Origin of the sequence: Streptomyces sp. CBMA291, assembly GCF_014596525.1 — a bacterium.
Classification (GTDB): Bacteria; Actinomycetota; Actinomycetes; order Streptomycetales; family Streptomycetaceae; genus Streptomyces.
The window spans coordinates 180,034-205,461 of record NZ_MSJP01000083.1 but is presented as its reverse complement, the minus strand read 5'-3'; the positions used below and the strand labels follow the sequence as shown (position 1 = coordinate 205,461).

Below are 25,428 nucleotides of genomic sequence, written 5' to 3'. Positions count from 1 at the left end.
CTCCCATCCCGGGACGGGCCCCCGGCCCTTCCGGAGATGTACGTCCGAGAAGGAGGAATTCTCATGCAGTCCCAGGTTCGTGGCGGGACCAGATGGAAGCGTTTCGCCGTCGTCATGGTGCCGAGCGTGGCCGCGACGGCCGCGATCGGCGTCGGTCTGGCGCAGGGCGCGCTCGCCGCGTCGTTCGCCATCTCCGGCCAGGAGTTCAAGGTCACGGCTGACAGTCTCGAAGGTACGGACTTCGTCCAGTACGGCAGTGTGGACTCGGGCAGTGACCTCGCGGGCAATCCGCTCGATGTCCCGGTGGCGGTCTCCGGCTTTTCCACCGCCAAGATCACCAAGATGTGCCAGTCGGTCGTGACGCCGAAGATTCCGATCATCAACATGGACATCACCCTCCGCCTGGAGGCCGGTACCGACGCGGTCAAGACCGGCAAGGACGAGGACAAGGTCTACGCGGAGGGCATCTACCTCGATGTCTCCTCGCTGAAGGCCGACGCCGAGTTCAAGAAGATCGACATCGGCGTCGCCGCCGGTCAGCTCGACACGTTCAACGGCAAGAAGGTCGACGGCAAGCCGGGCATCCAGCCCAACACGAAGGCCAACCCCTTCGGCTTCTCGCAGCGCGCCGAGACGGCCACCCTGACGAACGTCCGCCAGAAGGCGTGGGCGACCACCGCCGGCACCTTCAAGCTCCCCGACCTCAACCTGTCCCTGCACCGGGGCACTTCGGCGGAGTGCTTCAAGGACTGACCCCGTGCGGTGGGGGTGCGGACCGCCCACGCGGTCCGCACCCCCACCGGACACCGGCCGAACCCCCCTCTCCCCGCACCACAGCTTCCAGGGAGCTTTTCCATGAGCGCCGAGACCCCCGCCTCCCGCGAAGTCCCCAGGCAGAACCGGTTCACTGTCTGGCGGCAGACCCGGCCCTTCTGGGCGGGACTGTTCACCGTGATCGGCGGCCTGCCGATCGCCTATCTCCCGTACGGGGACATGCGACTCGGCAACATCACCCTCGCCATGAAGACCACCGCGGGAGCGGGCGCCCTGATCATCGGCGTCCTGCTCGTCACGCTCGGCCTGACGATGTGGTTCCAGCCCATCGTCCGCGTCTTCGCGGGCGTCGCGACGATCATCCTGGGACTCGTCTCCATCCCGGTGTCCAACTTCGGCGGGCTCGTCGTCGGGTTCCTGTTCGCCCTCGTCGGCGGTGGCATGTCCATCGCCTGGGCGCCCGCGCCACCGGTCGAGGACGCCCTCGGCCCCCCGTACGACGAGGACCCGGAGGAATCCGCCGGGACCGTCCCCGAGCAGTACGGGACGGAGTACCACGCGACCGAGACGACGATCGACGCCGACGGCGGGAGGAACAGTGCGGCATGACGAGACCCAGCCGGGGCTCGCGAAGGACGGACCGCGCCACGCGGCCCCCCGCAAGTCGCTGCTGAACAGGATCCAGGGCCCGGCGGGCAAGGCGATGGCACTCGCCGCCATGCCGACCGCCGTCTTCGTGGGCATGGGCCTCACGCCCCGGCTCGCCCTCGCCGACGACAAGGACTTCCCCTACGCGCCCGGCCCCTGTGTCACCCGCTCCGACGAGCCGGTGACCGAGGAGGAGACCCCCGCGCCCACCGGCAAGCCCTCGACGCCCGCGACGGCCACGCCCACCGCCGCCCCCACCACCCTCGCCCCGGCCTCCACCGGGACCCCGGCGCCGACCGCGACGGAGACCGGCCAGGCACCCGTACGGCAGACGGGGGAGGGGGCGAAGGCCACCGCCGGGACGACGGTCGCACCGACCGTGCCCTCGGCGCCGACGGTCACGCCCACCCCGACGGCCTCGGGAAACCCGCTCGACCCGCTGGGTCTCGGCGAGGCCCTGAAGGACTTCTTCGACGGCCTCGCCCCCAAGCCGACGGCCACGACCGCGGCCGCACCCACGGCGTCCGCACCCACGCCCACGGCGTCCGCGACGGCCCCCGCCGCCCGGCCCGCCACCCCCGACGAGGCGCCGCCGTCGGCCACCGCACCGCCCGCGACCACCACGTCCGGGGCTCCGGAGGCGACCGCCGATCCCGACCCCGAGGCCGGGAAGACGAAGGCGGCGATCGAGAAGGCGGCCGAGGAAGCCGGGGTGGAGGTCCAGGAGCTGCCGGAGGACGCCAAGGGGCTGGACGCCAGGAAGGACGAGTCCATACCCGACGGCGCCAAGCCGCGCTTCCCGTGCCCCGAGCGGGACGCCGCCGCCCTCGCGGCGGCCGAGGTCGAGCCGGGCATCCCGCTGCTGCCCGACGAGCCGTGGCGCCTTGAGAGCACGCGGCTCACCCTGAGCGGGCTCAAGTACCACGGCATCGTCGAGGTGAAGACCGGCGGCGGCAGGATCAAGAAGGTCCTGAAGTTCACCGCGAGCGCGGTGCGGATCAAGGACCTGCACCAGCTGACGGAGCACTCCAAGGGCCTGACCACCCACGTCCGTTCGGACAAGGGCAAGGAGTCGACCATCACCGGCTCCACGGTGACCATGTACACCGAGGAGCTGAAGGGCAATCTGATCGGGCTCATCCCGGTCACCTTCGGCCCCGAGTCCCCGCCGCCGCTGAACCTCCCCGAGGTCTTCTTCACCGACGTGAAGCTGAAGCAGGCGGGCCAGTTCGGCGGCACCCTCCGGGTCCCGGGCCTGCGCAACACGATCGAGCCGAGCTGACCCCCGTACGACCGCGTGACCCCCGTACGACCGAGTGCCCCCGTACCACCGCGTGACCCGACGCCCGTACGGCCGCGTTCCCCGTACGGCCGCGTATCCCCGTATCCCCGTATCCCCGTACCGCCGTGCCGGGCGCGTACGACGGAGCCCCCGCCCGGAGAGGGCGGGGGCTCCGTCGTGCGTCCCGGGGCGGGGGAGCGGCGGGTCAGCCGCGCTCGCCGCCCAGGTGGTGGACGCGGACCATGTTGGTGGTGCCGGGGACGCCGGGGGGCGAACCGGCCGTGATGATCATGGTGTCGCCCTCGTTGTAGCGCTGGAGCTTGAGCAGCTCGGCGTCGACGAGGTCGACCATCGCGTCCGTGTTGTCCACGTGCGGGACGACGAAGGACTCGACGCCCCAGCTCAGGGTGAGCTGGTTGCGGGTGTTCTCGTCCGTGGTGAAGGCGAGGATCGGCTGCTTCGCGCGGTAGCGCGAGAGGCGGCGGGCGGTGTCGCCGGACTTGGTGAAGGCGATCAGCGCCTTGCCGTCGAGGAAGTCGGCGATCTCGCAGGCGGCACGGGCGACGGAACCGCCCTGGGTGCGCGGCTTCTTGCCCGGCACCAGGGGCTGGAGGCCCTTGGAGAGCAGCTCGTCCTCGGCGGCGGTGACGATCTTCGACATCGTCTTCACCGTCTCGACCGGGTACGCGCCGACCGAGGACTCGGCCGACAGCATGACCGCGTCGGCACCGTCCAGGATCGCGTTGGCGACGTCGCTGGCCTCGGCGCGGGTCGGCCGCGAGTTGGTGATCATCGACTCCATCATCTGGGTGGCGACGATGACCGGCTTGGCGTTGCGGCGGCACAGCTCGACGAGGCGCTTCTGCACCATGGGCACCCGCTCCAGCGGGTACTCGACGGCGAGGTCGCCGCGCGCCACCATGACCGCGTCGAAGGCCGCGACGACGGCCTCCATGTTCTCGACGGCCTGCGGCTTCTCGACCTTGGCGATGACGGGGACCCGGCGGCCCTCCTCGTCCATCACCTTGTGCACGTCCTTGACGTCGTTCGCGTCGCGGACGAAGGAGAGCGCGACCATGTCGCAGCCCATCCGGAGGGCGAAGCGGAGGTCCTCGACGTCCTTCTCGGAGAGGGCCGGGACGTTCACCGCCGCGCCGGGCAGGTTGATGCCCTTGTGGTCGGAGATGACACCGCCCTCGACGACGATGGTCCGGACCCGGGGGCCGGTGACCTCGACGACACGCAGCTCGACGTTGCCGTCGTTGATGAGGACCTGGTCGCCCTTGGAGACGTCGCCGGGCAGGCCCTTGTACGTGGTGCCGCAGATGGACTTGTCGCCGGGGACGTCCTCGGTGGTGATGGTGAACTCGTCACCGCGCACCAGCTCGACGGGGCCCTCGGCGAAGGTCTCCAGGCGGATCTTGGGGCCCTGGAGGTCGGCGAGGACGCCGACCGCGCGGCCGGTGTCCGCGGAGACCTGCCGGACGCGGTCGTACCGCTCCTGGTGTTCCGCCTGGGAGCCGTGGCTGAAGTTGAATCGGGCCACGTTCATGCCGGCCTCGATGAGAGCCTTCAGCTGCTCATACGAGTCGACGGCGGGGCCCAGCGTGCAGACGATTTTGGAACGGCGCATAAGGCGGATCCTATCGGTTTGTTTCACTGCGGAATATTCCGGCTGGCGGAAAGTACAAATGGGCGTGGGCCCGCTCAAGCGATCACTCGTTCGATCACACTGTCTTTCGGACGAGCGCGAAAGTCTGACGGGCGATCTCCAGTTCCTCGTCCGTCGGCACCACCGCGACCGCCACCCGCGCCTTCTCGGGCGATATCAGCCGCGCCTCCCCGGAACGCACCGCGTTGAGGTCCGCGTCCACCTCGATCCCCAGCCCCTCCAGACCCGCGAGGGCCGCCGCCCGGACCGGCGCCGCGTTCTCGCCGACCCCCGCCGTGAACACCACCGCGTCCACCCGGCCGAGCACCGCGTAGTAGGCGCCGATGTACTTTTTCAGCCGGTGCACGTAGATGTCGAAGGCCAGCGCCGCCCGCTCGTCGCCCTCCTCGATCCTGCGGTGGATCTCCCGCATGTCGTTGTCGCCGCAGAGCCCCACGAGCCCGGACTTCTTGTTGAGCAGGACGTCGATCTCGTCCGCCGACATGCCCGCCACCCGCTTCAGATGGAAGGTGACCGCCGGGTCGATGTCACCCGAGCGGGTGCCCATGACCAGACCTTCGAGCGGCGTCAGACCCATCGAGGTGTCCACGCACCGGCCGCCGCGCACCGCCGACGCGGAGGCGCCGTTGCCCAGGTGCAGCACGATCATGTTCACCTCGGACGGCTCCTTGCCCAGCAGCCGCGCCGCCTCGCGCGACACATAGGCGTGCGAGGTGCCGTGGAAGCCGTACCGGCGGATGCGGTGCGCGTCGGCGGTCTCCACGTCGATCGCGTACCGCGCCGCCGCCTCCGGCATCGTCGAGTGGAACGCGGTGTCGAAGACCGCGATCTGCGGCAGGTCGGGACGGAGCGCCATCGCCGTACGGATGCCGGTGAGGTTCGCCGGGTTGTGCAGCGGCGCCACCGGGACGAGCCGCTCGATCTCCGCCAGGACGGCGTCGTCGATCACCGTAGGCTCCGTGAACCGCAGCCCGCCGTGCACCACCCGGTGCCCGATCGCGGCCAGTTCCGGGGAGTCCATGCCGAGCCCGTCCGCCGCCAGCTCCTCCGCGACCGCCTTCAGGGCGGCGGCGTGGTCGGCGATCGGCCCGGTCCGCTCGCGCTTCCCGCCGCCCTGGAGCGGGGTGTGCACGAGCCGCGAGGTCTCCTCGCCGATGCGCTCCACCAGGCCCTGGGCGAGCCGGTGGCCGTCGTTCATGTCGAGCAGCTGGTACTTCACCGACGACGAGCCGGAGTTCAGGACCAGGACGCGGGTGGGGGTCGTCATGCGGAAGGCTCCTCACCCTGCGCGGGGGTCTGGGACTGGATCGCCGTGATGGCGACCGTGTTGACGATGTCGCTGACCAGCGCGCCGCGCGAGAGGTCGTTGACGGGCTTGCGGAGCCCCTGGAGGACCGGGCCGACGGCCACGGCGCCGGCCGAACGCTGGACGGCCTTGTAGGTGTTGTTGCCGGTGTTGAGGTCGGGGAAGATCAGCACGGTCGCCTGGCCCGCCACCTCCGAGTCCGGCAGCTTCGTCGCCGCCACCGAGGGCTCGACGGCCGCGTCGTACTGGATGGGCCCCTCGATCCGCAGCTCCGGGCGGCTCTGCCGGACCAGCTTGGTCGCCTCCCTGACCTTGTCCACGTCGGCGCCGGAGCCCGAGGTGCCGGTGGAGTACGAGAGCATCGCGATCCTCGGATCGACGCCGAAGCGGGCGGCGGTGGCCGCCGACTGGACGGCGATGTCCGCGAGCTGCTCGGCGTCCGGGTCCGGGTTCACCGCGCAGTCGCCGTACACCAGGACCTTGTCGGCGAGGCACATGAAGAAGACCGAGGAGACGATGGACGCTCCCCCGGAGGCTTCGCCCGGGGCGGTCCCCCCGGGCTTGGTCTTGATGATCTCGAAGGCGGGGCGGATCGTCGCCGCCGTGGAGTGCACCGAACCGGAGACCATGCCGTCCGCGAGCCCCTCCTCCACCATCAGGGTGCCGAAGTAGTTGACGTCCGCCACCACGTCGTACGCCAGCTCCACCGTCACGCCCTTGTGGGCCCGCAGCGCCGCGTACTTCTCCGCGAACCGGTCGCGCAGCTCCGAGGTCTGCGGGTCGATCAGCTCCGCGTCCCCGAGCGATACGCCGAGGTCGGCGGCCTTCTTGCGGATGGTCTCCACCTCGCCGAGGAGCGTCAGGTCGCAGACGTCACGGCGCATCAGCACATCCGCCGCGCGCAGCACCCGCTCCTCGGTGCCCTCCGGCAGGACCACCCGGCGCCGGTCGGCGCGCGCCTGCTCGATCAGCTCGTGCTCGAACATCATCGGGGTGACCCGGCTGCCGCGGGCCACCGAGACCCGCTTGAGCAGGTCGGCCGTGTCCACATGCCGTTCGAACAGGCCGAGCGCGGTCTCCGCCTTGCGCGGGGTGGCCGCGTTCATCCGGCCCTCCAGGGCGAAGAGTTCACCCGCCGTCGGGAAGCTGTTGCCCGGGACGGAGATCACCGGCGTGCCGGGCGCGAGCCGCGCCGCCAGGGTCAGGACCTCCTCGCCGGGCCGCTCGTCCAGGGTGAGCAGCACCCCGGCGATCGGCGGGGTGCCGGCCGAGTGCGCGGCCAGCGCCCCGACGACCAGGTCGGCCCGGTCCCCGGGGGTGACGACGAGACAGCCCGGGGTCAGCGCGTGGAGGAAGTTCGGCAGCATGGCGCCGCCGAAGACGAAGTCGAGGGCGTCCCTGGCGAGTCCCGCCTCGTCGCCGAGGACCACGGTGGCACCGAGCGCGTGGGTGATCTGGGCGACGGTGGGCGCGGCGAGCGTCGGATCGTCCGGCAGGGCGTAGCAGGGCACCGGGAGCCGGGCGGCCAGCCGCTCCTGGATCACCTCGCGGTCCTCGGGGGCCACCCGGTTGACGATCAGCGCGAGGACGTCGCAGCCGAGTCCGTCGTACGCCCGGAAGGCGTTGCGCGCCTCGGCCCGTACGGACTCGGCGGGCTGGCCCTTGCCGCCGACGACGGGGATGACGGAGGCGCCGAACTCGTTGGCGAGCCGCGCGTTGAGCGCCAGCTCGTCGGGGAGCTGGGTGGCGGCGAAGTCGGTGCCGAGGACGAGGACGACCTCGTAGTCGCGGGCCACCGCGTGGAAGCGGTCGACGAGCCGGGAGACCAGTTCGTCGGTGCCCTGCTCGGCCTGGAGGTCGGCGGCCTCGTGGTAGTCCATGCCGTAGACGGTGGAGGCGTCCTGCGAGAGCCGGTAGCGGGCGCGCAGCAGGTCGAAGAGCCGGTCGGGACCGTCGTGCACCAGTGGCCGGAACACACCCACCCGGTCCACCTGACGGGTGAGGAGTTCCATGACTCCCAGCTCGACGACCTGGCGGCCGTCACCGCGGTCGGTCCCGGTCACGTACACGCTGCGCGTCACGCCGTGGTCTCCTGTCCAGTCCTGCGGGGAACCGGGGCCCGGAGCCCGGAGCGAGCGGGCCTCGGGGCACGCTCGGGGTCCGTGCGCCGGTCCTCGGCCCGGCGGGTCCGTCGTCCGTCCCGCCGTGCCGTCAACCGACTGTGCTCAGAAAGCCCCGTTAGGGCGGCATTACCCCCTTGACAGTACCCCCACCAATGGTCAAGTCGCCCGCCGGACGAACGGCCCTGGAGACCGGGCCGAAAGGCCCTCGCGAAGGGGGTGCCCGGCCCGCGCGGAGCAACGGCGAGCGCGGCCCTCCGGAGCGTCGTGTGAGAATCGTGGTAGCTCACAACGGAACGCGACCGAGCAGGAGACACAGCACGATGCGTATCGGAGTTCTCACCGCAGGCGGCGACTGTCCTGGCCTGAACGCAGTGATCCGGTCGGTCGTGCACCGGGCGCTCACCGGCCACGACGACGAAGTCATCGGCTTCGAGGACGGGTTCAAGGGGCTGCTCGACGGCCACTACCGGTCGCTCGACCTCAACGCGGTCAGCGGCATCCTGGCCCGCGGCGGCACCATTCTCGGCTCGGCACGCCTGGAGCGGAACCGGCTCCGCGAGGCCGCCGAGTCCGCCCCCGACCTGGCCCGCAAGTACGGCATCGACGTCCTCATCCCGATCGGCGGGGAAGGCACCCTGACCGCCGCCCGGATGCTCTCCGACGCGGGCATGCCCGTCGTCGGCGTACCGAAGACGATCGACAACGACATCTCGTCCACGGACCGCACCTTCGGCTTCGACACCGCCGTCGGCGTCGCCACCGAGGCCATGGACCGGCTCAAGACCACGGCCGAATCCCACCAGCGCGTGATGGTCGTCGAGGTGATGGGCCGCCACGCCGGCTGGATCGCCCTGGAGTCCGGCATGGCGGGCGGCGCGCACGGCATCTGCCTGCCCGAGCGGCCCTTCGAGGTCGACGACCTGGTCAAGATGGTCGAGGAGCGCTTCGCCCGGGGCAAGAAGTTCGCCGTCATCTGCGTCGCCGAGGGCGCCCATCCGGCCGAGGGTTCGATGGAGTACAAGAAGGGCGAGATCGACCAGTTCGGCCATGAGCGTTTCCAGGGCATCGGCAACCAGCTCGCCGTCGAGCTGGAGCGGCGCCTCGGCAAGGAGGCCCGCCCGGTCATCCTCGGCCACGTCCAGCGCGGCGGCACCCCGACCGCGTACGACCGGGTGCTCGCGACCCGCTTCGGCTGGCACGCGGTGGAGGCGGCCCACCGGGGCGACTTCGGCCGTATGACGGCGCTGCGCGGCACGAGCATCGACATGGTCCCGCTGGCCGAGGCCGTGACCCGCCTCAAGACGGTCCCGGAGGACCGGATGCGGGAGGCGGAGTCCGTCTTCTGACGGCACGGGAAAAGACCCCGCCCCCTTTCGCGCACGACGCGGAGGGGGCGGGGTCTTCTTGGTCCCGGGGGCGGCCAGGGCCCGGGTCACGGCTGGGGCCCGGGTCGCGGCTGGGGACTTGCGGGCCGGGGGGCTTGTGGGCCGGGCTTTGTGGGCTGGGGCTGGGAGTTTGCGGCTTGGGACCGTACGGACGGGGACTGCACGGCCCGGGACCGTACGGCTTGGGACCGTGAGGCCCGGGATCGTACGGCCGGGTACCCCGCCGGACCGGGCCCTTGCCGACCGGCCCATTCGGCCCCCGGGCAGGGACCTCCGGCCCGACCTGTCCCGGTTCTCCGCCGGGACTCCGGCCCGGCCCGAGGGCTCCGGACGGACCCGGAGATCGGCCGGGACCGTGGGCGTGTGCCCAGGGTCACCCCGGGGAAATGCCGGATTCCCCTCTTGAGCGGGAACGCGGGATCAACAAGGCTTGGTCCCCGGGATCCGTCCGGGAGGACCGGGATCCGTCCGGGGAAAGGGGAGGCGCGGATGAGCCCGGGGGAGCACGCCTCCGACCCGGAGCCGGGGGAGGCGGACACGAGCGCGGGGGCCGGTTCCGGACCCCGGACCGGTTCCGGTCCAGAGGCCGGGGACGGGCGTGGGACCGGCGACGGACCAGGGACGAGGGACGAGCGTCGGACCGGGGACGGGCCAGGGGCCGGGGACGGACCAGGGACGAGGGACGAGCGTCGGACCGGGGATGGACCAGGGACCGGCGACGGGCCAGGGACCGGGAACGGGTGTGGGACCAGGGAGACACCCGGACGGACACCCCTGTACGAGGACAGGGCCCCGGCCCCCGCGCCGTACGGCAACGCGGTCCCGGCCCCCGCGCCGTACGGCAACGCGGTCCCGGCCCCCGCGCCGTACGCCGACCCCGAGTCGTACGACGCCCCGGCCCTGTACGCGGTCCCGGCTCCCTACGCGGACCCGGCCCCGTACGACGACCCGGTTCCCTACGCGGTCCCGGCTCCATACGACGACCCGGCTCCGTACGCGGACCCGGCTCCGTACGATTCCCCCGGTTCACCCGGAGACTCGCCCCGCTGGCCCCTGGACAGTCATCAGCTCGACACCCGGCGGTGGGACGGCCCGCCGCCGCCCAGGGCGCGGCGGATACGGCGGGCGGTGGTCGCGGTGGTCGCGGTGGCCGGGCTCGTGCTCGCCGGGGTCAGTGTCGTCACCGTCCTGCGGGAAGGCGGCGTGGGACTCGCCGGGCGTTCCTCCCGGGTCCCGGAGGGGCGGGGGGACCGGCCCGCCGTGGGGAAGGTGCGCATCCGTGTGTCCGGCACCGGTTTCTGTCTCGGCGAGCGGCGCGGCACCCGCACCGGGCAGATCCACCAGCTGCCGTGCGAGGAGGCGGGTGTGCCGGTCTACTCCCTGGAGGAGGCGGGCGAGGGGCGGTGGCGGATCGTGTCGGACCACCCGGAGCGGGGCGCGGGCTGCACCGGGCTCCCGTCCGGCGGCCGGACGCCGGGGGCCGCGTACCGGGACGCGGAGTGCGGCGACCCGGGCCGGGTGGAGACCTTCACCCTGGAGCCGTCCGGCACGTCCTTACGAGGCCACCGGATCGTCCCGGCGGGCGGCCCGGGAACCCCCGTCGGCTGCGTCACCGTGACCGGCGACCGTACGGCGGCCTGGGCCCGGCTCGCTCTGGCCCCCTGCGCTCCGGACGCCTCGGGCCAGCTCTTCGTCTTCGAACGGCGGTAGGCCGTGCCTTTCGGATCAGGCCGGTCACGACCCCCGGTCGTCGGTGCGGTCCGCGCTGTTTACCGTCCGGCGTGATCCCCTTACAGTCCGGTGCCATGACGGAGACGAGTAGTGCCGCGGCCGACGGGTCCACGACGAGTGCTCCCGGGGCGGGGGCGGTCGGCGGGCGGCTCGCGGGGAAGGTCTGTGTGGTCACCGGGGCGGCCAACGGGATCGGCCGGGCCGTCGCCGAACTCTTCGCCCGCGAGGGCGCGATGGTGGTGGCCACCGATCTCGACGAGGACGGTCTGCGGCGCCTCGCCGAGCGGCTGCCCCGGGCCGTCACCACGGTGGTCGGCGACGTCTCGCGGGAGGAGGACGCCCGCCGGATGATCACCGCCGCCGTCGAGCGGCACGGGCGGCTGGACGTCCTGGTGGCCAACGCGGGGGTCATCCCGCTGTCGGAGATCACCGAGGCCGGAGCCGACGACTGGGACCAGGTGATGGCGGTCGACGGCCGGGGCATGTTCCTCACCTGCAAGTACGCGATCGAGGTCATGGCCCCGGTGGCGGACGGCGGCGGTGGCGGGGGCGGCTCCGTCGTCTGCGTCTCGTCCATCTCGGGCGTCGCGGGACAGCGGGGCCAGGCGGTCTACGGGCCCGCCAAGTTCGTCGCCTCCGGACTCACCAAGCACCTCGCCGTGGAGTGGGCCGACCGGGGCATCCGGGTCAACGCCGTCGCCCCCGGCACCATCACCACCGAACGCGTCGCCCGTCTGCGCGACGAGCCCGGCGGCCCCGAGTACCTCGCGGACATCGAACGGCTCCACCCCATGCGACGGCTCGGGTCCCCGGCGGAGGTGGCCGCCGCCGTCCTCTTCCTCGCCTCCGACGAGGCGTCCTTCATCACCGGCGTGGTCCTCCCGGTCGACGGCGGTTATCTCGCGCGGTGACGGCCGGCGAGGCGGCGGCGCTCGCACGCCGTCCCGAGGGTGGATGTGTCGGCGCAGCCGACCTCGGGGTCTGGGAGCCGGGCGCCGGCCAGGCGGGGCTCGCGGGCTTCGCCGGGCTCACGGTCGGAAGGGGGCGGCCTTCTGGTCAAGCACGCTCCAGGAGCACTATTCGGATGCCGCGCCCGCGTGAACCCGGCGGATCGACCGGGACGCACTGACCGCGTCCGAACTGGCCGCGTCGGGCGTGCTGACAGGCGGCCGACGCCGGTCCGGGGCGCCCTCACAGGCGCCGAGGGCGGTGTCGGCGGCCGAATCGTCGACACCGCCGGGCGGGACGAGGACGGCCAAGGGCAGACCATGGTGGTCGCAGGCGAATCGGGCCTCGGTGATCAGCCTGCCGCAGCACCCTCCGAGCCCATGTCGTTCGGCTCCCGCTCCGCAACCGTGAGCCCACCACCAACGGCAGGGTCGACCGTCAGACAGGCCCCAGCCAGCCGCTCGTATGCGGCGAAGTCGGCGTCCGGGGTGTGCTGCCGGCCGAGGGGTTGGCGGGGCCGGACGGGCGGCGGGGGAAGCGGGCGGCGGCGGCGCGCGTCTGGAGTGCCCGGATCTCCCCGGGTGAGAGGTCCAGGACCTGCGTGGCCAGGTCGAGTTCATCCGTCAGAGTGTGCCCCGTGTGCAGCGGCACATCGGTGTTGAGGGAGACCGGGACACCGGCCGCCAGGATCGCCGGCAGGGGATGGGATGCCGGCGCCGGTACCGCGCCCAACGCCAGGTTCGAGGTCAGCGACACCTCGGCCAGGATCCCATCGGTCGCCATCCTGCGCAGCAGCGCGGCACTGGCGGCACAGGACAGGCCGTGCCCGATCCGGTCCGCGCCCAGCAGGTCCAGGGCCCGCCAGACGTGCTCCGGGGGCCCGAACTCCCCGGCGTGCACCGTCCGCCCCAGCCCCGCGTCGGCCGCCGCGCGGGCCAGCGGCACGAACGGCCGGACATCCGGGTGCGCCAGCTCGTCCCCCGCGACGTCCAGGCCTACGAAGACCGGTGGCAGCTCCCCGATCCGGTCGGTCAGCTCCCCGACGAAGTCGGCCGGGCTGTTCCGGTTCACCAGCAACACCGCCGAGACCACCGGATCGCGCAGGGGACCCAGCACCCGCTGCGCGGTGCTGGTGAAATCTTCCCAGGTCATCCCGTCCAGCAGCAGTCGACGCGGCGAGAGCCGCAGTTCCACGAGGTCCGCGCCCTGGGCGCGCTGTTCGGCGTGTACCTGGGCGAGGTATCGCCCAAGGTCTCCCGGGCTCGTCCGGGGCCGGTCCGCGCGGTCGGTGCGGTGCGCCGCGAAGAACCGATCCCTGGAGCTGAAATCGCGTGGTGCCAGGCCGAGTTCCCGGCGCTTGCGCTCCTCGGGTTCGAGGTGGAGATGGAGATGGGGGCGGACCGGGTCCCCGGGTGCGCCGCAGCCGCGCGCGGCGGGGTTGTCCGCAGTCCGAGGGCCGTTCACGCCGTGCGGCGGAGTCGGAGTTTTCTCCACTGCTGGAGTTCGCCGGAGGAGTCCCGCTCCGCGGTGGTCCAACTGTGCTCCACCTCGAACCCGGCCTCGTGGGCGAGCGGCACCAGGTCCTCGTTCCGGTAGTAGAAGAAGTGCCGGCGAAAAGGATTCTCGCCGCCCATCGGCAGCGAGTCGTACCCTTCCCCTTCCTTCACCGAGATGTGCAGGGCGCCCTGGCTGTCCAGCACCCGGTGGAACTCGACCAGAGCGCGGAGCAGTTCGGCGGGCGGCAGGTGGAGCAGCACGGCCGAGCACCACACCGCGCCCACCGCCCCGGCCGCCAGTGGCACGGCGCGCACGTCCCCGGCGACCCGGTGGACCCGGGGATCCTCCGGGATCATCGACAGCAACGGCAGGCAGGCGTCCAGGGCGATCACCCGGCGGCCGGTGCGGGCGAAGCAGAGCGCGTCCCGGCCGGCTCCGGCCCCGGCGTCCAGGACCGTTCCGTCCGTGGTGGCGGCCAGGTCGGCGATTTCGCCGGGCAGGGCGGACTCCGCCTCGTACCGCCGGGTGCCGGCCGCGTAGCTGCGGGCGGAGGCCCCGTACGCCAGCAGCGTCTCGCGTAGCCGGCGCTCGGTCTCGTCCTGGTCGTCGGCAGTGCATCGGAGGCGGTTGACGGTTTCCTGGCAGCGGGTCAGAAAGGGGAAGGCGGCCCAGTCCCAGAGGTCGGGCTCGTCGAGGGTCCGCGCCCAGACACGGCGTGCGTACTGGGAGGGGAGGTTCGGATCGGACAACAGGTACCCCTCGTCGCGTTTCCAGGTGCAGAAGTAGTAGTTCCGCTTGCGGTGCGCCGTGTCTACCAGGTCGGAAAGGCCTGTGGTCCGGCGACTTCCGGGGGCGGCGAACGACTCGGCCCGGGACTCGTCCGACAGCGGGAAGACGTGAAGGTGGGAGTGGATGATGCAGGAGCCCCCGGAGGAGTGAGCCAGGGCGTGTTCCGTGGGCTGGCCCGGGGTGTGACCGGCCGCCGCGCCCCCGGATGAGCCGTGTTCGACCAGGACGGTCGGGCTGCCCAGCTCCTGGCTCACCCGGTCGGCGTAACGCCAGGCCAGGTCGAAGGCCTCTGCCAGCTCGGCCGGTGGCAGCTCGCCCAAGCTGGCGGTGTGCCGACGGGGCACCACCAGCAGGTAGCCGGGGCGCAGGGACCCCAGGCCGGAGAGCACGTCGATGGCGGCGGTGCGGGTGATCAGCCGTGAGAAGCCGGTGCCGGGAACGCCGGGCGGGTACGGGTCGCCGGTGGCGAAGGCGCCGGCCAGCCGGACCTCCTCGCACATCTCGCACTGCTCCGGCGGTGCCACGAACACGGTGGCCGGGGGTGCGGGGGCGGCCGACCGCCGGTGCGGCTTGAGGGGCGGCGGAGTTGTCCGCTCGGGAGCGCTCACGGGTTCCCCCGGGGCCGGGTCGGCGGCCTGCGATGGTCCCACGCGTACTGGAACACCATCAGCAGGGCCGGCAGGATCAGCGCGGTCAGGAAGTCCTTCGTGGAGAAGCGGCCTGTCGCCAGGAGGGCGACCGGGATGCCAGTGGTCAGCAGGGCGACCGCCCACAGCACCAGTGTGAGCCACTTGCCGCGCAGCCAGTCGACGAAAGCGTTGCGGATCAGCAGCCTGCGGGTCAGGTCCTGGGGCTGGTCCTCGCTCTGGATGATGGCGCAGCCCGGGTACAGCAGTGCCGCCCGGCTGCGGGGTGTGGAGAGCACGGCGCCCCGGACTGCGGACAGCGCCGACACGAAGGGCCACATCGCCCACACCGAGGGCCGCATCGGGCTGCGGGGAAGCTCCCAGCAGCCATTCTCCTGCTGGGTTTCGATGATGCCGGTGACCAGGTTGAACACCTTGGGCTGGAGGGGGTCGACGACGCCCGTGGCGCAGATCGCGGAGAGCGCGAGCGGGCCGGCGAAGTGTGGCAGGGAGTTCTGGAAGACCGAGGTCGTCCCGGCGTCGTCGTAGGGGACGTCGTACTCCTCGACCGTGGTGCTGCGCTCGACGTGCACCCCCGGCTCGACCCGGTCAAGGAGCCACTCGGCCGTCTGCCGCATGGTGTTGGTGCTCAAGGCGCCGGGGATTCGGGACAGCGCCATCAGGGCCATGCTGGTGTGCACCACGGTCGGCTGTGTGCCGGGCATCGGCCCCCAGCCGGGTGTCTGCGGGTTCTGCACGCTGATCAGCCAGCGCTGGGCGTTGGTGAGGGCTTCGCCCTCCGCTCCGGCCTCGTGCAGGGCGAGCATGTTGAGGGCGGTGAGGAAGACCCGGGAGGGCTGACCGTGGTACGAGCCCCAGCCGGAGTCGACGTTCTGCTGGGACCGGAGCCACTCGACGCCCAGTCGTAAGGACTCCCCGGAGCCCAGCGCCGTGCCGGGCCGGCTGAGCGCTCGCAGCACCCAGGCGGTGGCCTCGCCTATCGGGAAGCCGTTGGTCGTGCGCACGGGCCAGCCGCCCTGTCCGCCGTCCGGCGAGAGGCGCTGCTCGGCGGTGAGGTACGCGACCACCTCGGCGGAGCGCTCGAAGCGCAGCCCCGCAAGGCCGAAGGTGAAGAGGCCGACGGCGGAGGCGGTGATGCCGGGGTGTGGATCGTCGAGATAGTGGTACCAGCCGGCCGCGTCCGGGGCTGTGCGGAAGGTCTGGCGCAGGCACCCGACGGCACGGTCGATGGACTCGGTCACGGCGGTACCGGACAGCTCGGCAGCGGAACGCACGCCTGTCTCCCCCTGGTTGGGTGCGGCTTCCCGGTCCTGCGTCACGACGTGCCTCCGACGTGACGTGACAGGAACGGTCGCCCCAGTGTGCCTGCCCCGGCCTTCCCTCGACACCGCTTTCGCGCCGATCCCCGGCGGCCCGCTACGTCACGCCCGCCCCCCGTGCTCCCGGAACAGCCGCCGCTGTCTTCGGAGGGCGGCGGCGGCGACGGTGGTCGAGGCCGCGAGGAGGAAGGCCAGGGTCCGGGTCGTGCGGCGGGCGCGGAGGGTGCGGCGGTGGGTGGCCAGACCGGCGGCGAGGAAGGCGGCTTCGAGAGGGGTGAGGCCTTCGAGGGAGGTGCGGCCTTCGAGGGGGCGGCGGCCCTTGAGGGAGGCGAGTCCGGTGCGGCCCGCGTGGGGGACGTGCGCGTCGAGCCGGGCGAGGCGGACCGGTGAGATCCGTACGCCGGGCTCCCGCCCGACCGCGTCCCAGGCGTCGGCGGCTTCCGTCAGCCAGCGCTGGAAGCGCAGCCCCTCGCGGTCCTGTCCGATCCAGTCGCCGAGGCGCGGCCAGGCGTCGATCAGGGTCTCGTGGGCCAGAGTGACGAGGGTCCCGTCCGAGACGATCAGCCGGGCCCGGGTCAGCGCTTCCAGGATCTCGTGGGTCTCCCGGCCTCCGCCGAGCGATTCGAGTTCGGCCCGGGTGACGGAGCGGCGGGTGTCGGGGGCGCCGCCCGCCCCCGGGGTGATCATCCGCAGCAGGACCTGCCGTGCGATGCGCGCCCGCTCGCCGTCGAGGCGGGCGTAGACGCCCTCGGCGCTCTGGGCGATCGCCCCGCGCAGCCCACCGGCCCGCTCGTACGCCTCCAGGGTGAGCGTACGGCCCTGGCGGCGGCGCCAGGTTTCGAGGAGGGCGTGGGACAGCAGGGGCAGGGCGTAGCCGACCTCGGCGGCGTCGGCGGTGAGCCGGACCGTCAGCGCGCGTTCCACGACGAGCCCGTGCGCCCGTGCCGGTCCGATGATCGCCTCGCGTACCTCGGCGGCGTCCATCCGGGTCACGGGCAGGCTCGCCTCGCGGAGGACCGGGGCGAGCCGGGGGTGTTCCAGACAGCGTGGGACGAAGTCCGAGCGGATGCCCAGCACGACGCGGTGACCGGCGGCCGGGTCCCGGTCCGCGAGAAGCGCCCTGAGGAACTTCGTACGTTCGTCCGGGTCATGACAGACCGTGAACAGTTCCTCGAACTGGTCCACGACGAGGAGCACGGCGGAAGGACGCCCGTCCGCCGGGGCCAGCAGCGGGCCGTGGGTGGTGAACGGGTGCTCGCCCGGGGTGACGAGACGGATCGCGGCAGGACGTCGAGGGCCCTCCTCCCACCCGCGCGCCCGGGGCACGAGCCCGGCCCGCAGCAGGGAGGACTTCCCGCTCCCCGACGGGCCGGTCAGCGCGGACACCCGCCGCTCCCGGGTCAGCGCCCACAGCTCGTCGACGAGACGCTCCCGGCCGAAGTAGAGAGCCTGGTCGGTGTGGTCGAACCGGGCCAGCCCCTTGTACGGGGGGCTCCCGAGGCCGGGGTGCCGGACGGCGAGGGCCTCCGCCGTGCGGTGCCAGCGCGCTTCCCAGTCGCCGGGGTCGCCGCCGCACGCCTCGACGTAGGCGAGCAGCACGGCGAGGGTGGGCAGCTGCTTCCCGGCCGCGGCCCGGGAGAGGGTGGCGACCGAGTACGAGCAGCGCTGGGCCATCCGGTGGTACGGGGGGCTGCCGGCGGCACGGCGGAGTCGGCGCAGTGCGTCGGCGAGTTCGGCGACCGGGCTCGCCGAGGGATCGAGCGGATTCTCGTTTCGGCCCATGACAGTCCTGCCCTCCCCACGGCGGCCTACGAATCAACCGCCCCACCGCGCCGTCCGCAAGGGGAATTCACGCCGTGGGGGAGAGCGGAATTGTTTCACCGCGCGCGACGGCCTGCGCAACAACCGTTCCGGTCCGACACTTGGGCGCCACGGGGGGACACCTGCTTCCTCCCGCCGGGCGCTGTCCGGTGGGAGGAAGCAGGTGCGGACAGGCCCGGACGGGACCCGGTCGGTCCGGTCGGGTCCCGGTCGGTCCGGTCGGGTCCCGGTCGGTCCGGGCGGGACCCGCGGAGCCGACGGCGCGGGAGGACGGAGGCGGGATGGACGAGGGAGCGGGATGAGCGGGATGTACGGCGGCGGGACGGACGAGAGAGCGCGATGAGCGCGATGCACGGGGGAGCCGGATGAGCGGGGGAGCGGGATGAACGGGGAGCAGCTGGCCACGGCCGTGGTGGAGGCGGTGGCGCGGGCCGCCGTCGGCGCCGCGGGCGGAGTGGTCGGCGACAGGGTCGTCGACCTGGTGCGCGGCAGGCTGCGGAGTGTGGACCGGGGCGAGGAGGCCGTGGCGGAGGTCGAACGGACCCCGGACGATCCCGACGCGCGGGCCCTGTTGCGGGGCAAGCTGGCGGCCGTACTGGCGCAGGACCCGGCGTTCGCCGCGTACCTGACGAGCGTCCTGGCCCCGCCGAGACCGGCCGGGCCGCCCGTCAACACGGGCAGTGTCGTCATCGACCGGGGCGGCCGGGCCCGGGGCACCTTCGTCCTCGGCGACCAGACGGTCACCCGTATCCGCAAGGGTGATCCCACCGCGCTCGCGGCCGTGGTCGCGGTGGTCTTCGTGCTGGTCCTGGCCGTGTACGGGCTGGCCAGGATCGTCCTGGGCGGCGACGACGCGTCGAGCGGGGCCGACGGGCGCCGGGTCGCCGTGCTCAAGGACGCCGCGACGGTGAAGGCGATCGCGCCCGATCTGCACAGCATGCCGACCGGGTGGACCGCCGAGTCCGCGCCGGCCGTCGCCTCGGGCGAGGAGGCCTGTTCCGCGTTGGAGGTGTCGCTCTGCGGAGGGATCCTCTCGACGGCGCAGTCGTCCTTCCGTAACGCCTTCGACCAGTCGGCCTTCTTCCTGGTGGTGGCCTGCGAGTCGCCCGGTGCCGCCCAGCGCTTCTACGAGAAGCTCACCCGGGCGCCGTCGACGGGCAGGCCGCTGTCGGTACCGGCCCTCGGCGATCAGTCGTCCGCCCTCCAGGTCTCGGACGGGAAGGGACTGGCGTACGTCCAAGTCGGCACGGTGGTCGTCGCGGTCGAGGAGCGAGGCTCCAACAGCGATTTCCAGGTGGCCACCCTGGAAGCACTGGCGAAGATGCTGGCGGAACGCGCCCAGGAAGCCCAGAACGGACACGCCCCTGCCGCACGGGCCCAGCTGAGTGGGTGAGTGGGTGAGCGAGTGAGCGGTTAGGCGAGTGAGCGGTTGGGCGGTTGGGACCGGCGGTGGTGTGCAGGGTCTCGCCGACGGTCTCGCCGACGGCTTCGCCAGCGGCCCCGACAGTCCCAGCAGCCTCAGTGGCCGCAGCAGTTCCGGTGGCCCCCAGTGGCCTCAGTGGCCCCGGCAGCCTCAGTGGCCGCAGCAGTTCCGATGGCCCCCAGTGGCCTCAGCGGCTCCGGCAGTCTCAGCGGCCTCAGTGGCCTCAACAGCCCCAGTGGCCTCAGCAGCTCCGGCAGCCTCAGCACCTCCGGCCGCTCCCCCAGCACCTCCGGCCGCTCCCCCAGCACCTCCAGCCGCTTCCTCACCGGCCCCGCGTGGGGTCTTCGAGCCAGCGGTACTGGAGTTCGGGGCGCCCGATCTGTCCGTACCTCGGGGCCCGTCCCGCTCGTCCCTCGGAGACCAGATGTTCCAGGTAGCGGCGCGCGGTGATCCGGGAGATCCCGACCGCCGCCCCCGCCTCGGCGGCGGTGAGGCCGGAACGGGCGGCGCGCAGGCTCCGGGTGACGGCCTCCAGGGTCGGCGCGCTCAGGCCCTTGGGGAGGGCGGCGGGGTGCGGGGTCCTGAGCGTGGCCAGGGCCCGGTCGACCTCGTCCTGCCCCGAGGCCTCGCCCGCCGTCGCCCGGAAGGCCGCGTACCGGACGAGCCGGTCCCTGAGGGTCGCGAAGGCGAAGGGCTTCAGGACGTACTGGACGACGCCCAGGGAGACGCCCTCCCGGACGACGGACAGATCACGGGCGGAGGTCACGGCGATGACGTCGGCCGAGTGCCCGGCGGCGCGCAGCGCCCGCAGCAGCCGCAGACCGTGACCGTCCGGCAGATAGAGGTCGAGCAGGATCAGATCGACGGGGGTCCGGTCCAGCACCCGCGCGGCGGCGGCACGGGAGTGGGCGATCCCGACCACGGTGAACCCCTCGACCCGCCCCACGTACAGCGCGTGCGCGTCGGCGGCGACGGGATCGTCCTCGACGACCAGCACCCGGATTCCCCCGCCCCTCATCGCCGCACCTCGCCGTCGACATCGGCGAGGGGAGCGGGGCGACGACCGGGGTGCGGGGCGGAGCCCGCGCGGGAGCCGGGGCCCGGGGCCGCGAGGGGGACCGGCCCGGACGCGATGCCGGGCCCCGGTTCCGCGGCCGGTCCTGTGACCGTGCGGCGGTCTCCCTCCTCCCGCAGCGGCAGCCGTACGGTGAACTCCGCCCCGCCCTCCGCCGCGTCCGCGACCGTCAGCGTGCCCCGGGCCCTGGTCACCGCCTGGCCCACCAGGGCGAGGCCGAGGCCCCGGCCGGGGCCCCGGGTGGTCCAGCCCCGGCCGAGGACCGCGTCCCGGTCGGCGGGCCGCACCCCCGGCCCGCTGTCGCCGACCCGCAGCAGCAGTTCCCCGTCCCCGGCGCGGGCCGTGACGGTGACCGTCACCCGCGCCCTCGGGGTGCCGCCCGCCGCCTCCACCGCGTTGTCGACGAGATTTCCCAGGATCGTCACCAGGTCACGGGCGGGCAGGGACGCGGGCAGCGGCCCGTCGTCGATACGGCTCTCCTCGGTGAGCGTCAGCTCCACGCCCCGCTCGTTGGCCTGGGCCGCCTTGCCGAGCAGCAGCGCCGCGAGGACCGGCTCGCCGACCGCGTCCACGACCCGGTCGGTCAGCGCCTGTGCCAGTTCCAGCTCCGCCGTCGCGAACTCCACCGCCTCGTCCACCCGGCCCAGTTCGATCAGCGACACGACGGTGTGCAGCCGGTTCGCCGCCTCGTGGGCCTGGGAGCGCAGCGCCTCGGTGAAGCCGCGCTCCGAGTCCAGCTCCCCGGAGAGCGCCTGGAGTTCGGTGCGGTCCCGGAGCGTGACGACGGTGCCGCGCCGCTCCCCGCCCACCACCGGGCGGGTGTTGACGAGCAGTACCCGGTCCGCCGTCAGATGCGTCTCGTCGACACGCGGCTCGGCCGAGAGCAGCGCGCCCGTCAGCGGCGCGGGCAGCCCCAGACCGGCCGCCGGGCGCCCGACGCACGCCCCGTCGAGGCCGAGCAGTTCCCGCGCCCCGTCGTTGACGAGCGCGATCCGCCGCCGCCCGTCCAGCATCACGAGCCCTTCGCGGACCGCGTGCAGCGCCGCCTCGTGGTAGTCGTGCATCCGGCTCAGCTCGGTCGCGTTCATGCCGTGGGTGTGGCGGCGCAGCCGGGCGTTGACGACATACGTGCCCGCGCCGCCGAGCGCGAGCGCCGCGCCCGCCATGCACAGCAGCGCGGTGACCTGCCCCCGTACCTGCTCGCTGATCCTGTCGATGGTGATGCCCGCGCTGACCAGGGCGACGACCCTGCCCCAGTCCAGGACGGGCGCCACGGTCCGCACGGAGGGGCCGAGTATCCCCCGATGGGTCTCGGAGTGGATCCGCCCGGCCCGTGCCCCCGCGATGTGCCCGAGATAGGTGTGGCCGATCTGCGCGGGCTCCGGGTGGGTCCAGCGGGTGCCGTCCGGCGCCATGATCACCACGAAGGCGACCCCCGCGTGCCGGCGGAGCGCCTCGGCGTACGGCTGGAGCACCGCCGAGGGGTCGGCGGAACGGGCCGCCGCGACCACGGACGGGGAGTCGGCGACGGCTGCCGCGGTCGCCGTAGCCTGCCGCCGCGCGGTCTCCTCGGCCTGCGCCCGGTCCGTGACGTACGCGAAGACCGCGCACCCCGCGACGACCAGGGCCACGAGGACGACCTGCATCGCGAAGAGCTGTCCGGCCAGACTGCGGGGACGGGGGAGGGGCAGACGCATGCGGTAAGTCTGCACGGCCGGATTTGCGCCGATGCGTCGCGTTCCCGAATCGCGCCCGCCGCTCCGCCCCGCGCGCCTCCGCCGTACGGGGCCTGGGCCCGCCCCGTACGGGGTCCGGTCCCGCCCGTACGGGTCCGGGCTTCTCCCTCTACGGGTCCGGGCCCGCCCCGCACGAGCCTCCCCCGCCCCCTCCGGCGGATCCGCCGTGAACGAAACGTACGCAATCGTGACCCCGGTCACAGGCTGATGGATAGTCGCGGAGTCCACCGGGGCGTGGACACCCACAGCACGAGGAGGACCCCGTGGCAGCACGCCGGGACCGCACCCGCTATCTCTATCCGGCCGTCATCGGCGCCGTCCTGCTCGGTATCGCGGTCGGGTTCCTGGCGCCGGGCGTCGCCGTCGAGCTGAAGCCGCTGGGCACCGGCTTCGTCAATCTGATCAAGATGCTGATCTCGCCGATCATCTTCTGCACGATCGTGCTCGGCGTCGGTTCCGTCCGCAAGGCCGCCAAGGTCGGCGCCGTCGGCGGGCTCGCGCTCGGCTACTTCCTGGTGATGTCGACGGTCGCCCTCGCGATCGGTCTGGTCGTCGGCAACCTCCTGGAGCCCGGCTCCGGTCTCCACCTCACCAAGGAGCTGGCCGAGGAGGGCGCCCGGCAGGCGGAGGGGGCGAGCGAGTCCACCGCCGACTTCCTGCTCGGGATCATCCCCATGACGATGGTCTCCGCCTTCACCGGTGGCGAGGTCCTCCAGACCCTGCTGGTCGCGCTGCTCACGGGCTTCGCGCTCCAGGCGATGGGGGCCTCCGGCGAGCCGGTGCTGCGCGGGATCGGGCACCTCCAGCGGCTTGTCTTCCGTATCCTCGGCATGATCATGTGGGCCGCCCCGGCCGGCGCGTTCGGCGCGATCGCGGCGGTGGTCGGTGCGACCGGCGCCGACGCCCTGAAGTCCCTCGCCGTCATCATGATCGGCTTCTATCTGACCTGCGCGATCTTCGTCTTCGTGGTGCTGGGCGCGCTGCTCCGGCTGATCGCCGGAGTCAACGTCTGGTCGCTCCTGAAGTACCTGGGCCGGGAGTTCCTCCTGATCCTCTCCACCTCCTCGTCGGAGTCGGCGCTGCCCCGGCTCATCGCGAAGATGGAGCACCTGGGGGTGAGCCGGCCGGTCGTCGGCATCACCGTGCCGACGGGCTACTCCTTCAACCTCGACGGGACCGCGATCTATCTGACGATGTCCTCGCTCTTCGTCGCCGAGGCGATGGGCGACCCGCTCTCCGTCCGTGAGCAGATCTCCCTGCTGGTCTTCATGGTCATCGCCTCGAAGGGCGCGGCGGGTGTCACCGGCGCCGGTCTCGCGACCCTCGCGGGCGGTCTCCAGTCGCACCGGCCCGATCTGGTCGACGGGGTGGGCCTCATCGTGGGCGTCGACCGTTTCATGAGCGAGGCGCGCGCCCTGACCAACTTCGCGGGCAACGCGGTGGCGACGGTGCTGGTCGGCACGTGGACGAAGGAGTTCGACAAGGCGCGTGCCGCCGCCGTCCTCGCCGGGCGGGTCCCGTTCGACGAGCGGACCCTCGTCGACGACCACGCCCCGGCCCGGCTCCCGGCCCGGCGGACCGACGAGGGCGAGGAACGGGCCCGCGCGGGCGTCTGACCGGCCCGGGGCGCGCGGCACCCGGCCGCACGCCGGTACGCGTACCCCCTCACCCCGGGTGTCCCGCCCCCTGCCCGACCGTCTCCGCGACCGCCCGCGCCAGCCAGGTGGAGGAGTGACTGAAGGAGTAACCCAGCGCGGTGGCACGGGAGTTGTCCATGCCGTACGAGCGGGTGAAGGAGAACGGCGAGACCTCGCCGGACTCCACCGCGCGGAAGACGGTCCGGCCGCCGACCTGCCGTTCGATCTCGGCGCAGAGGTCGGCGGCGGTGAGGGGGCCGTGGGAGTGGGCGTTGACCGGTCCGGTGAAGTCGGCGACGGCGGTCCAGGCGAGGAAAGCGGCGATCTCCTCCACGTGGACGTAGGTCGCCGGGTGGTCGACCGCGGGGACGGCGATGGGCTCGCCCGCCCGGACCCGCCGCACATAATGGTCGAGCCGGCCGGTGAAGTCGTCGTCCCCGCCGAGGACATGGGCGACCCGCACCGAGGTCCACGCGAAGTCCGTGCCCGCCGCGAAGACCGCCTCCGCCTGCCGCTTGCCCTCCCCGTAGTGGGCGTCCCGGAACCCGGGGTCGCCCCAGGGGAGCCGGGTGTCGACGGCGACCGCCGACAGGTCCAGGGAGTCCTCGGCGACCGGATCCGGGGAGTCCTGGTGCTCGTACACCATCACCGTGGAGGTCATCACATAGCGCCGGGTACGGTCCGCGAAGACGCGCCGGGCGATCTCCGCCTGGTGCGGGGTGTAGCAGACCTGGTCCACGACGACATCGAAGAAACGGCCCGCGAGGGCGGATTCCAGGGCGTTCTCGTCATCGCGGTCGGCGATGACGTGCTCGATTTCCCCGGGGATTCCCGAGGAGCCCCGGTTGAGCACCGTGACCCGGTGTCCGGAGTTCCGCAAGAGGGCGATGAGCCGCTTGCCGAAATAGCGGTTGCCGCCGATGACCAGAATGTCCATGAATCCCAACTCCCTTGGCTTGATTCCAGTGTTACGTTGAATCACCGCCGATTGAAGGGGGAAACATGGGAGTCCAGGACGGCATGCCAAAAGAACCACGGCCTTCGCGTCCTTCCGCCGAGGAAAACACGGCGGCCTCGTTCGACGCCGTCGACCGGCGGATCCTGGACGTCCTCCAGAGCGACGGCCGGGTCAGACTGAGCGAGCTGGGGCGGCGCGTCCGGCTCAGCCCCGCCGCCGTCACCGAGCGGGTCCGGCGCCTGGAGGCGAGCGGCGCGGTCACCGGCTACGGCGCCCATGTCTCCCCCGCCCGGCTCGGCTACGGCATCCAGGCCTTCATCCGGGTGAACCCGCACGCCGGCTACACCCTGAAGCACCCCCGCACCCTCGAACTGACCGAGCGCCCCGAGGTCCTGGAGGTCCACCACGTGGTGGGGGAGGACTGCTGGATCCTCAAGGTCGCCGTCACCGACACCGGCCATCTGGAGGAGATGCTGGAGCGGACCTCGGCCCTCGGCCGGACGACGACCTCGATCGTGCTGTCCTCCCCGGTGGTCCGCAAACCGCTCCTCCCGCCCCCGCCCCGAGGCTGACACCCCACCGCCCGAATCCATATCCCCACCGGCCGAGCCCGTATCCCGCAGCCCGTATCCCCGCAGCCCGAGCCCGCAGCCCGCC

Annotated in this window: 19 protein-coding genes; 9 read left to right on the top strand and 10 right to left on the bottom strand. The window is 72.8% G+C overall.

Annotated elements, in window-relative coordinates:
- Positions 1–63 precede the first annotated feature (63 nt).
- From BU197_RS20490 to BU197_RS20480, 3 genes are all read left to right on the top strand, one after another.
- Positions 64–753: a DUF6230 family protein gene (locus tag BU197_RS20490; RefSeq protein WP_188269733.1), complete on the top strand. Its 690-nt coding sequence runs from the start codon at positions 64–66 to the stop codon at positions 751–753.
- Positions 754–855: 102 nt separating this feature from the next.
- Positions 856–1,383: a DUF6114 domain-containing protein gene (locus tag BU197_RS20485; RefSeq protein ID WP_188269732.1), complete on the top strand. Its 528-nt coding sequence runs from the start codon at positions 856–858 to the stop codon at positions 1,381–1,383.
- A complete protein-coding gene (locus BU197_RS20480) occupies positions 1,373–2,704 on the top strand; it encodes a hypothetical protein (protein WP_188269731.1) in 1,332 nt (443 codons plus the stop codon). Before BU197_RS20485 ends, BU197_RS20480 begins: the two co-directional genes overlap by 11 nt.
- Before the next feature lie 205 nt (positions 2,705–2,909).
- On the opposite strand, the gene pyk is transcribed toward BU197_RS20480, so the two are convergent.
- The 3 genes from pyk to pta all read right to left on the bottom strand — a co-directional run bounded on the left by pyk (position 2,910) and on the right by pta (position 7,763).
- Positions 2,910–4,337, bottom strand: a complete 1,428-nt coding sequence (pyk, locus tag BU197_RS20475; RefSeq protein WP_188269730.1) for a pyruvate kinase — start codon at positions 4,335–4,337, stop codon at positions 2,910–2,912.
- A gap of 94 nt (positions 4,338–4,431) precedes the next feature.
- On the bottom strand, positions 4,432–5,643 hold the full coding sequence (locus BU197_RS20470) for an acetate kinase (protein ID WP_188269729.1): 1,212 nt from the start codon (positions 5,641–5,643) through the stop codon (positions 4,432–4,434).
- Positions 5,640–7,763, bottom strand: coding sequence for a phosphate acetyltransferase (gene pta / locus BU197_RS20465; RefSeq protein WP_188269728.1), 2,124 nt, complete (start codon positions 7,761–7,763; stop codon positions 5,640–5,642). The genes BU197_RS20470 and pta overlap by 4 nt, the downstream gene beginning before the upstream one ends.
- Before the next feature lie 362 nt (positions 7,764–8,125).
- Here pta and BU197_RS20460 point away from each other — a divergent pair, with 362 nt between their 5' ends.
- The 3 genes from BU197_RS20460 to BU197_RS20450 all read left to right on the top strand — a co-directional run bounded on the left by BU197_RS20460 (position 8,126) and on the right by BU197_RS20450 (position 11,832).
- Positions 8,126–9,151 (top strand): ATP-dependent 6-phosphofructokinase, encoded by a 1,026-nt coding sequence (locus tag BU197_RS20460; protein ID WP_188269727.1) that lies wholly within the window; start codon positions 8,126–8,128, stop codon positions 9,149–9,151.
- 1,167 nt (positions 9,152–10,318) lie between these two features.
- Positions 10,319–10,900, top strand: a complete 582-nt coding sequence (locus BU197_RS20455) for an RICIN domain-containing protein (RefSeq protein WP_188269726.1) — start codon at positions 10,319–10,321, stop codon at positions 10,898–10,900.
- Positions 10,901–10,995: 95 nt separating this feature from the next.
- Complete coding sequence (locus BU197_RS20450) at positions 10,996–11,832, top strand: SDR family NAD(P)-dependent oxidoreductase (protein WP_188269725.1); 837 nt, start codon at positions 10,996–10,998, stop codon at positions 11,830–11,832.
- A 475-nt stretch (positions 11,833–12,307) separates the two neighbouring features.
- On the opposite strand, the gene BU197_RS20445 is transcribed toward BU197_RS20450, so the two are convergent.
- From BU197_RS20445 to BU197_RS20430, 4 genes are all read right to left on the bottom strand, one after another.
- A complete protein-coding gene (locus BU197_RS20445; protein WP_188269724.1) occupies positions 12,308–13,333 on the bottom strand; it encodes a hypothetical protein in 1,026 nt (341 codons plus the stop codon).
- Complete coding sequence (locus tag BU197_RS20440; RefSeq protein WP_188269723.1) at positions 13,330–14,763, bottom strand: methyltransferase domain-containing protein; 1,434 nt, start codon at positions 14,761–14,763, stop codon at positions 13,330–13,332. The genes BU197_RS20445 and BU197_RS20440 overlap by 4 nt, the downstream gene beginning before the upstream one ends.
- Positions 14,760–16,076, bottom strand: coding sequence for a prenyltransferase/squalene oxidase repeat-containing protein (locus tag BU197_RS20435; protein WP_188269722.1), 1,317 nt, complete (start codon positions 16,074–16,076; stop codon positions 14,760–14,762). The genes BU197_RS20440 and BU197_RS20435 overlap by 4 nt, the downstream gene beginning before the upstream one ends.
- Before the next feature lie 147 nt (positions 16,077–16,223).
- Positions 16,224–17,903, bottom strand: a complete 1,680-nt coding sequence (locus BU197_RS20430; RefSeq protein WP_188269721.1) for an ABC transporter ATP-binding protein — start codon at positions 17,901–17,903, stop codon at positions 16,224–16,226.
- 421 nt (positions 17,904–18,324) lie between these two features.
- Between BU197_RS20430 and BU197_RS20425 the strand changes: the two genes are divergently transcribed.
- Entirely contained in the window at positions 18,325–19,335 is a 1,011-nt protein-coding gene (locus tag BU197_RS20425; protein WP_188269720.1) for a hypothetical protein, read from the top strand.
- A gap of 352 nt (positions 19,336–19,687) precedes the next feature.
- Here the strand turns inward: BU197_RS20425 and BU197_RS20420 are convergent, their stop codons facing one another.
- Together BU197_RS20420 and BU197_RS20415 are read right to left on the bottom strand one after the other, a co-directional pair.
- Positions 19,688–20,383, bottom strand: coding sequence for a response regulator (locus tag BU197_RS20420; RefSeq protein WP_188269719.1), 696 nt, complete (start codon positions 20,381–20,383; stop codon positions 19,688–19,690).
- A complete protein-coding gene (locus BU197_RS20415) occupies positions 20,380–22,137 on the bottom strand; it encodes an ATP-binding protein (RefSeq protein WP_188269718.1) in 1,758 nt (585 codons plus the stop codon). Before BU197_RS20415 ends, BU197_RS20420 begins: the two co-directional genes overlap by 4 nt.
- Before the next feature lie 302 nt (positions 22,138–22,439).
- On the opposite strand from BU197_RS20415, the gene BU197_RS20410 reads away from it, so the two are divergent.
- Positions 22,440–23,792: a cation:dicarboxylate symporter family transporter gene (locus tag BU197_RS20410; RefSeq protein WP_188269717.1), complete on the top strand. Its 1,353-nt coding sequence runs from the start codon at positions 22,440–22,442 to the stop codon at positions 23,790–23,792.
- Between the two features lie 49 nt (positions 23,793–23,841).
- On the opposite strand, the gene BU197_RS20405 is transcribed toward BU197_RS20410, so the two are convergent.
- On the bottom strand, positions 23,842–24,750 hold the full coding sequence (locus BU197_RS20405) for an NAD-dependent epimerase/dehydratase family protein (RefSeq protein WP_188269716.1): 909 nt from the start codon (positions 24,748–24,750) through the stop codon (positions 23,842–23,844).
- Positions 24,751–24,815: 65 nt separating this feature from the next.
- On the opposite strand from BU197_RS20405, the gene BU197_RS20400 reads away from it, so the two are divergent.
- Entirely contained in the window at positions 24,816–25,343 is a 528-nt protein-coding gene (locus BU197_RS20400) for an Lrp/AsnC family transcriptional regulator (protein WP_188269715.1), read from the top strand.
- Positions 25,344–25,428 lie beyond the last annotated feature (85 nt).

Coding starts and splice junctions, on each gene's coding strand:
- BU197_RS20490 (WP_188269733.1), top strand. CDS start 64: ATGCAGTCCCAGGTTCGTGGCGGGACCAGATGGAAGCGTTTCGCCGTC.
- BU197_RS20485 (WP_188269732.1), top strand. CDS start 856: ATGAGCGCCGAGACCCCCGCCTCCCGCGAAGTCCCCAGGCAGAACCGG.
- pyk (WP_188269730.1), bottom strand. CDS start 4,337: ATGCGCCGTTCCAAAATCGTCTGCACGCTGGGCCCCGCCGTCGACTCG.
- BU197_RS20470 (WP_188269729.1), bottom strand. CDS start 5,643: ATGACGACCCCCACCCGCGTCCTGGTCCTGAACTCCGGCTCGTCGTCG.
- BU197_RS20460 (WP_188269727.1), top strand. CDS start 8,126: ATGCGTATCGGAGTTCTCACCGCAGGCGGCGACTGTCCTGGCCTGAAC.
- BU197_RS20450 (WP_188269725.1), top strand. CDS start 10,996: ATGACGGAGACGAGTAGTGCCGCGGCCGACGGGTCCACGACGAGTGCT.
- BU197_RS20430 (WP_188269721.1), bottom strand. CDS start 17,903: ATGGGCCGAAACGAGAATCCGCTCGATCCCTCGGCGAGCCCGGTCGCC.
- BU197_RS20425 (WP_188269720.1), top strand. CDS start 18,325: ATGAACGGGGAGCAGCTGGCCACGGCCGTGGTGGAGGCGGTGGCGCGG.
- BU197_RS20420 (WP_188269719.1), bottom strand. CDS start 20,383: ATGAGGGGCGGGGGAATCCGGGTGCTGGTCGTCGAGGACGATCCCGTC.
- BU197_RS20415 (WP_188269718.1), bottom strand. CDS start 22,137: ATGCGTCTGCCCCTCCCCCGTCCCCGCAGTCTGGCCGGACAGCTCTTC.
- BU197_RS20405 (WP_188269716.1), bottom strand. CDS start 24,750: ATGGACATTCTGGTCATCGGCGGCAACCGCTATTTCGGCAAGCGGCTC.
- BU197_RS20400 (WP_188269715.1), top strand. CDS start 24,816: ATGGGAGTCCAGGACGGCATGCCAAAAGAACCACGGCCTTCGCGTCCT.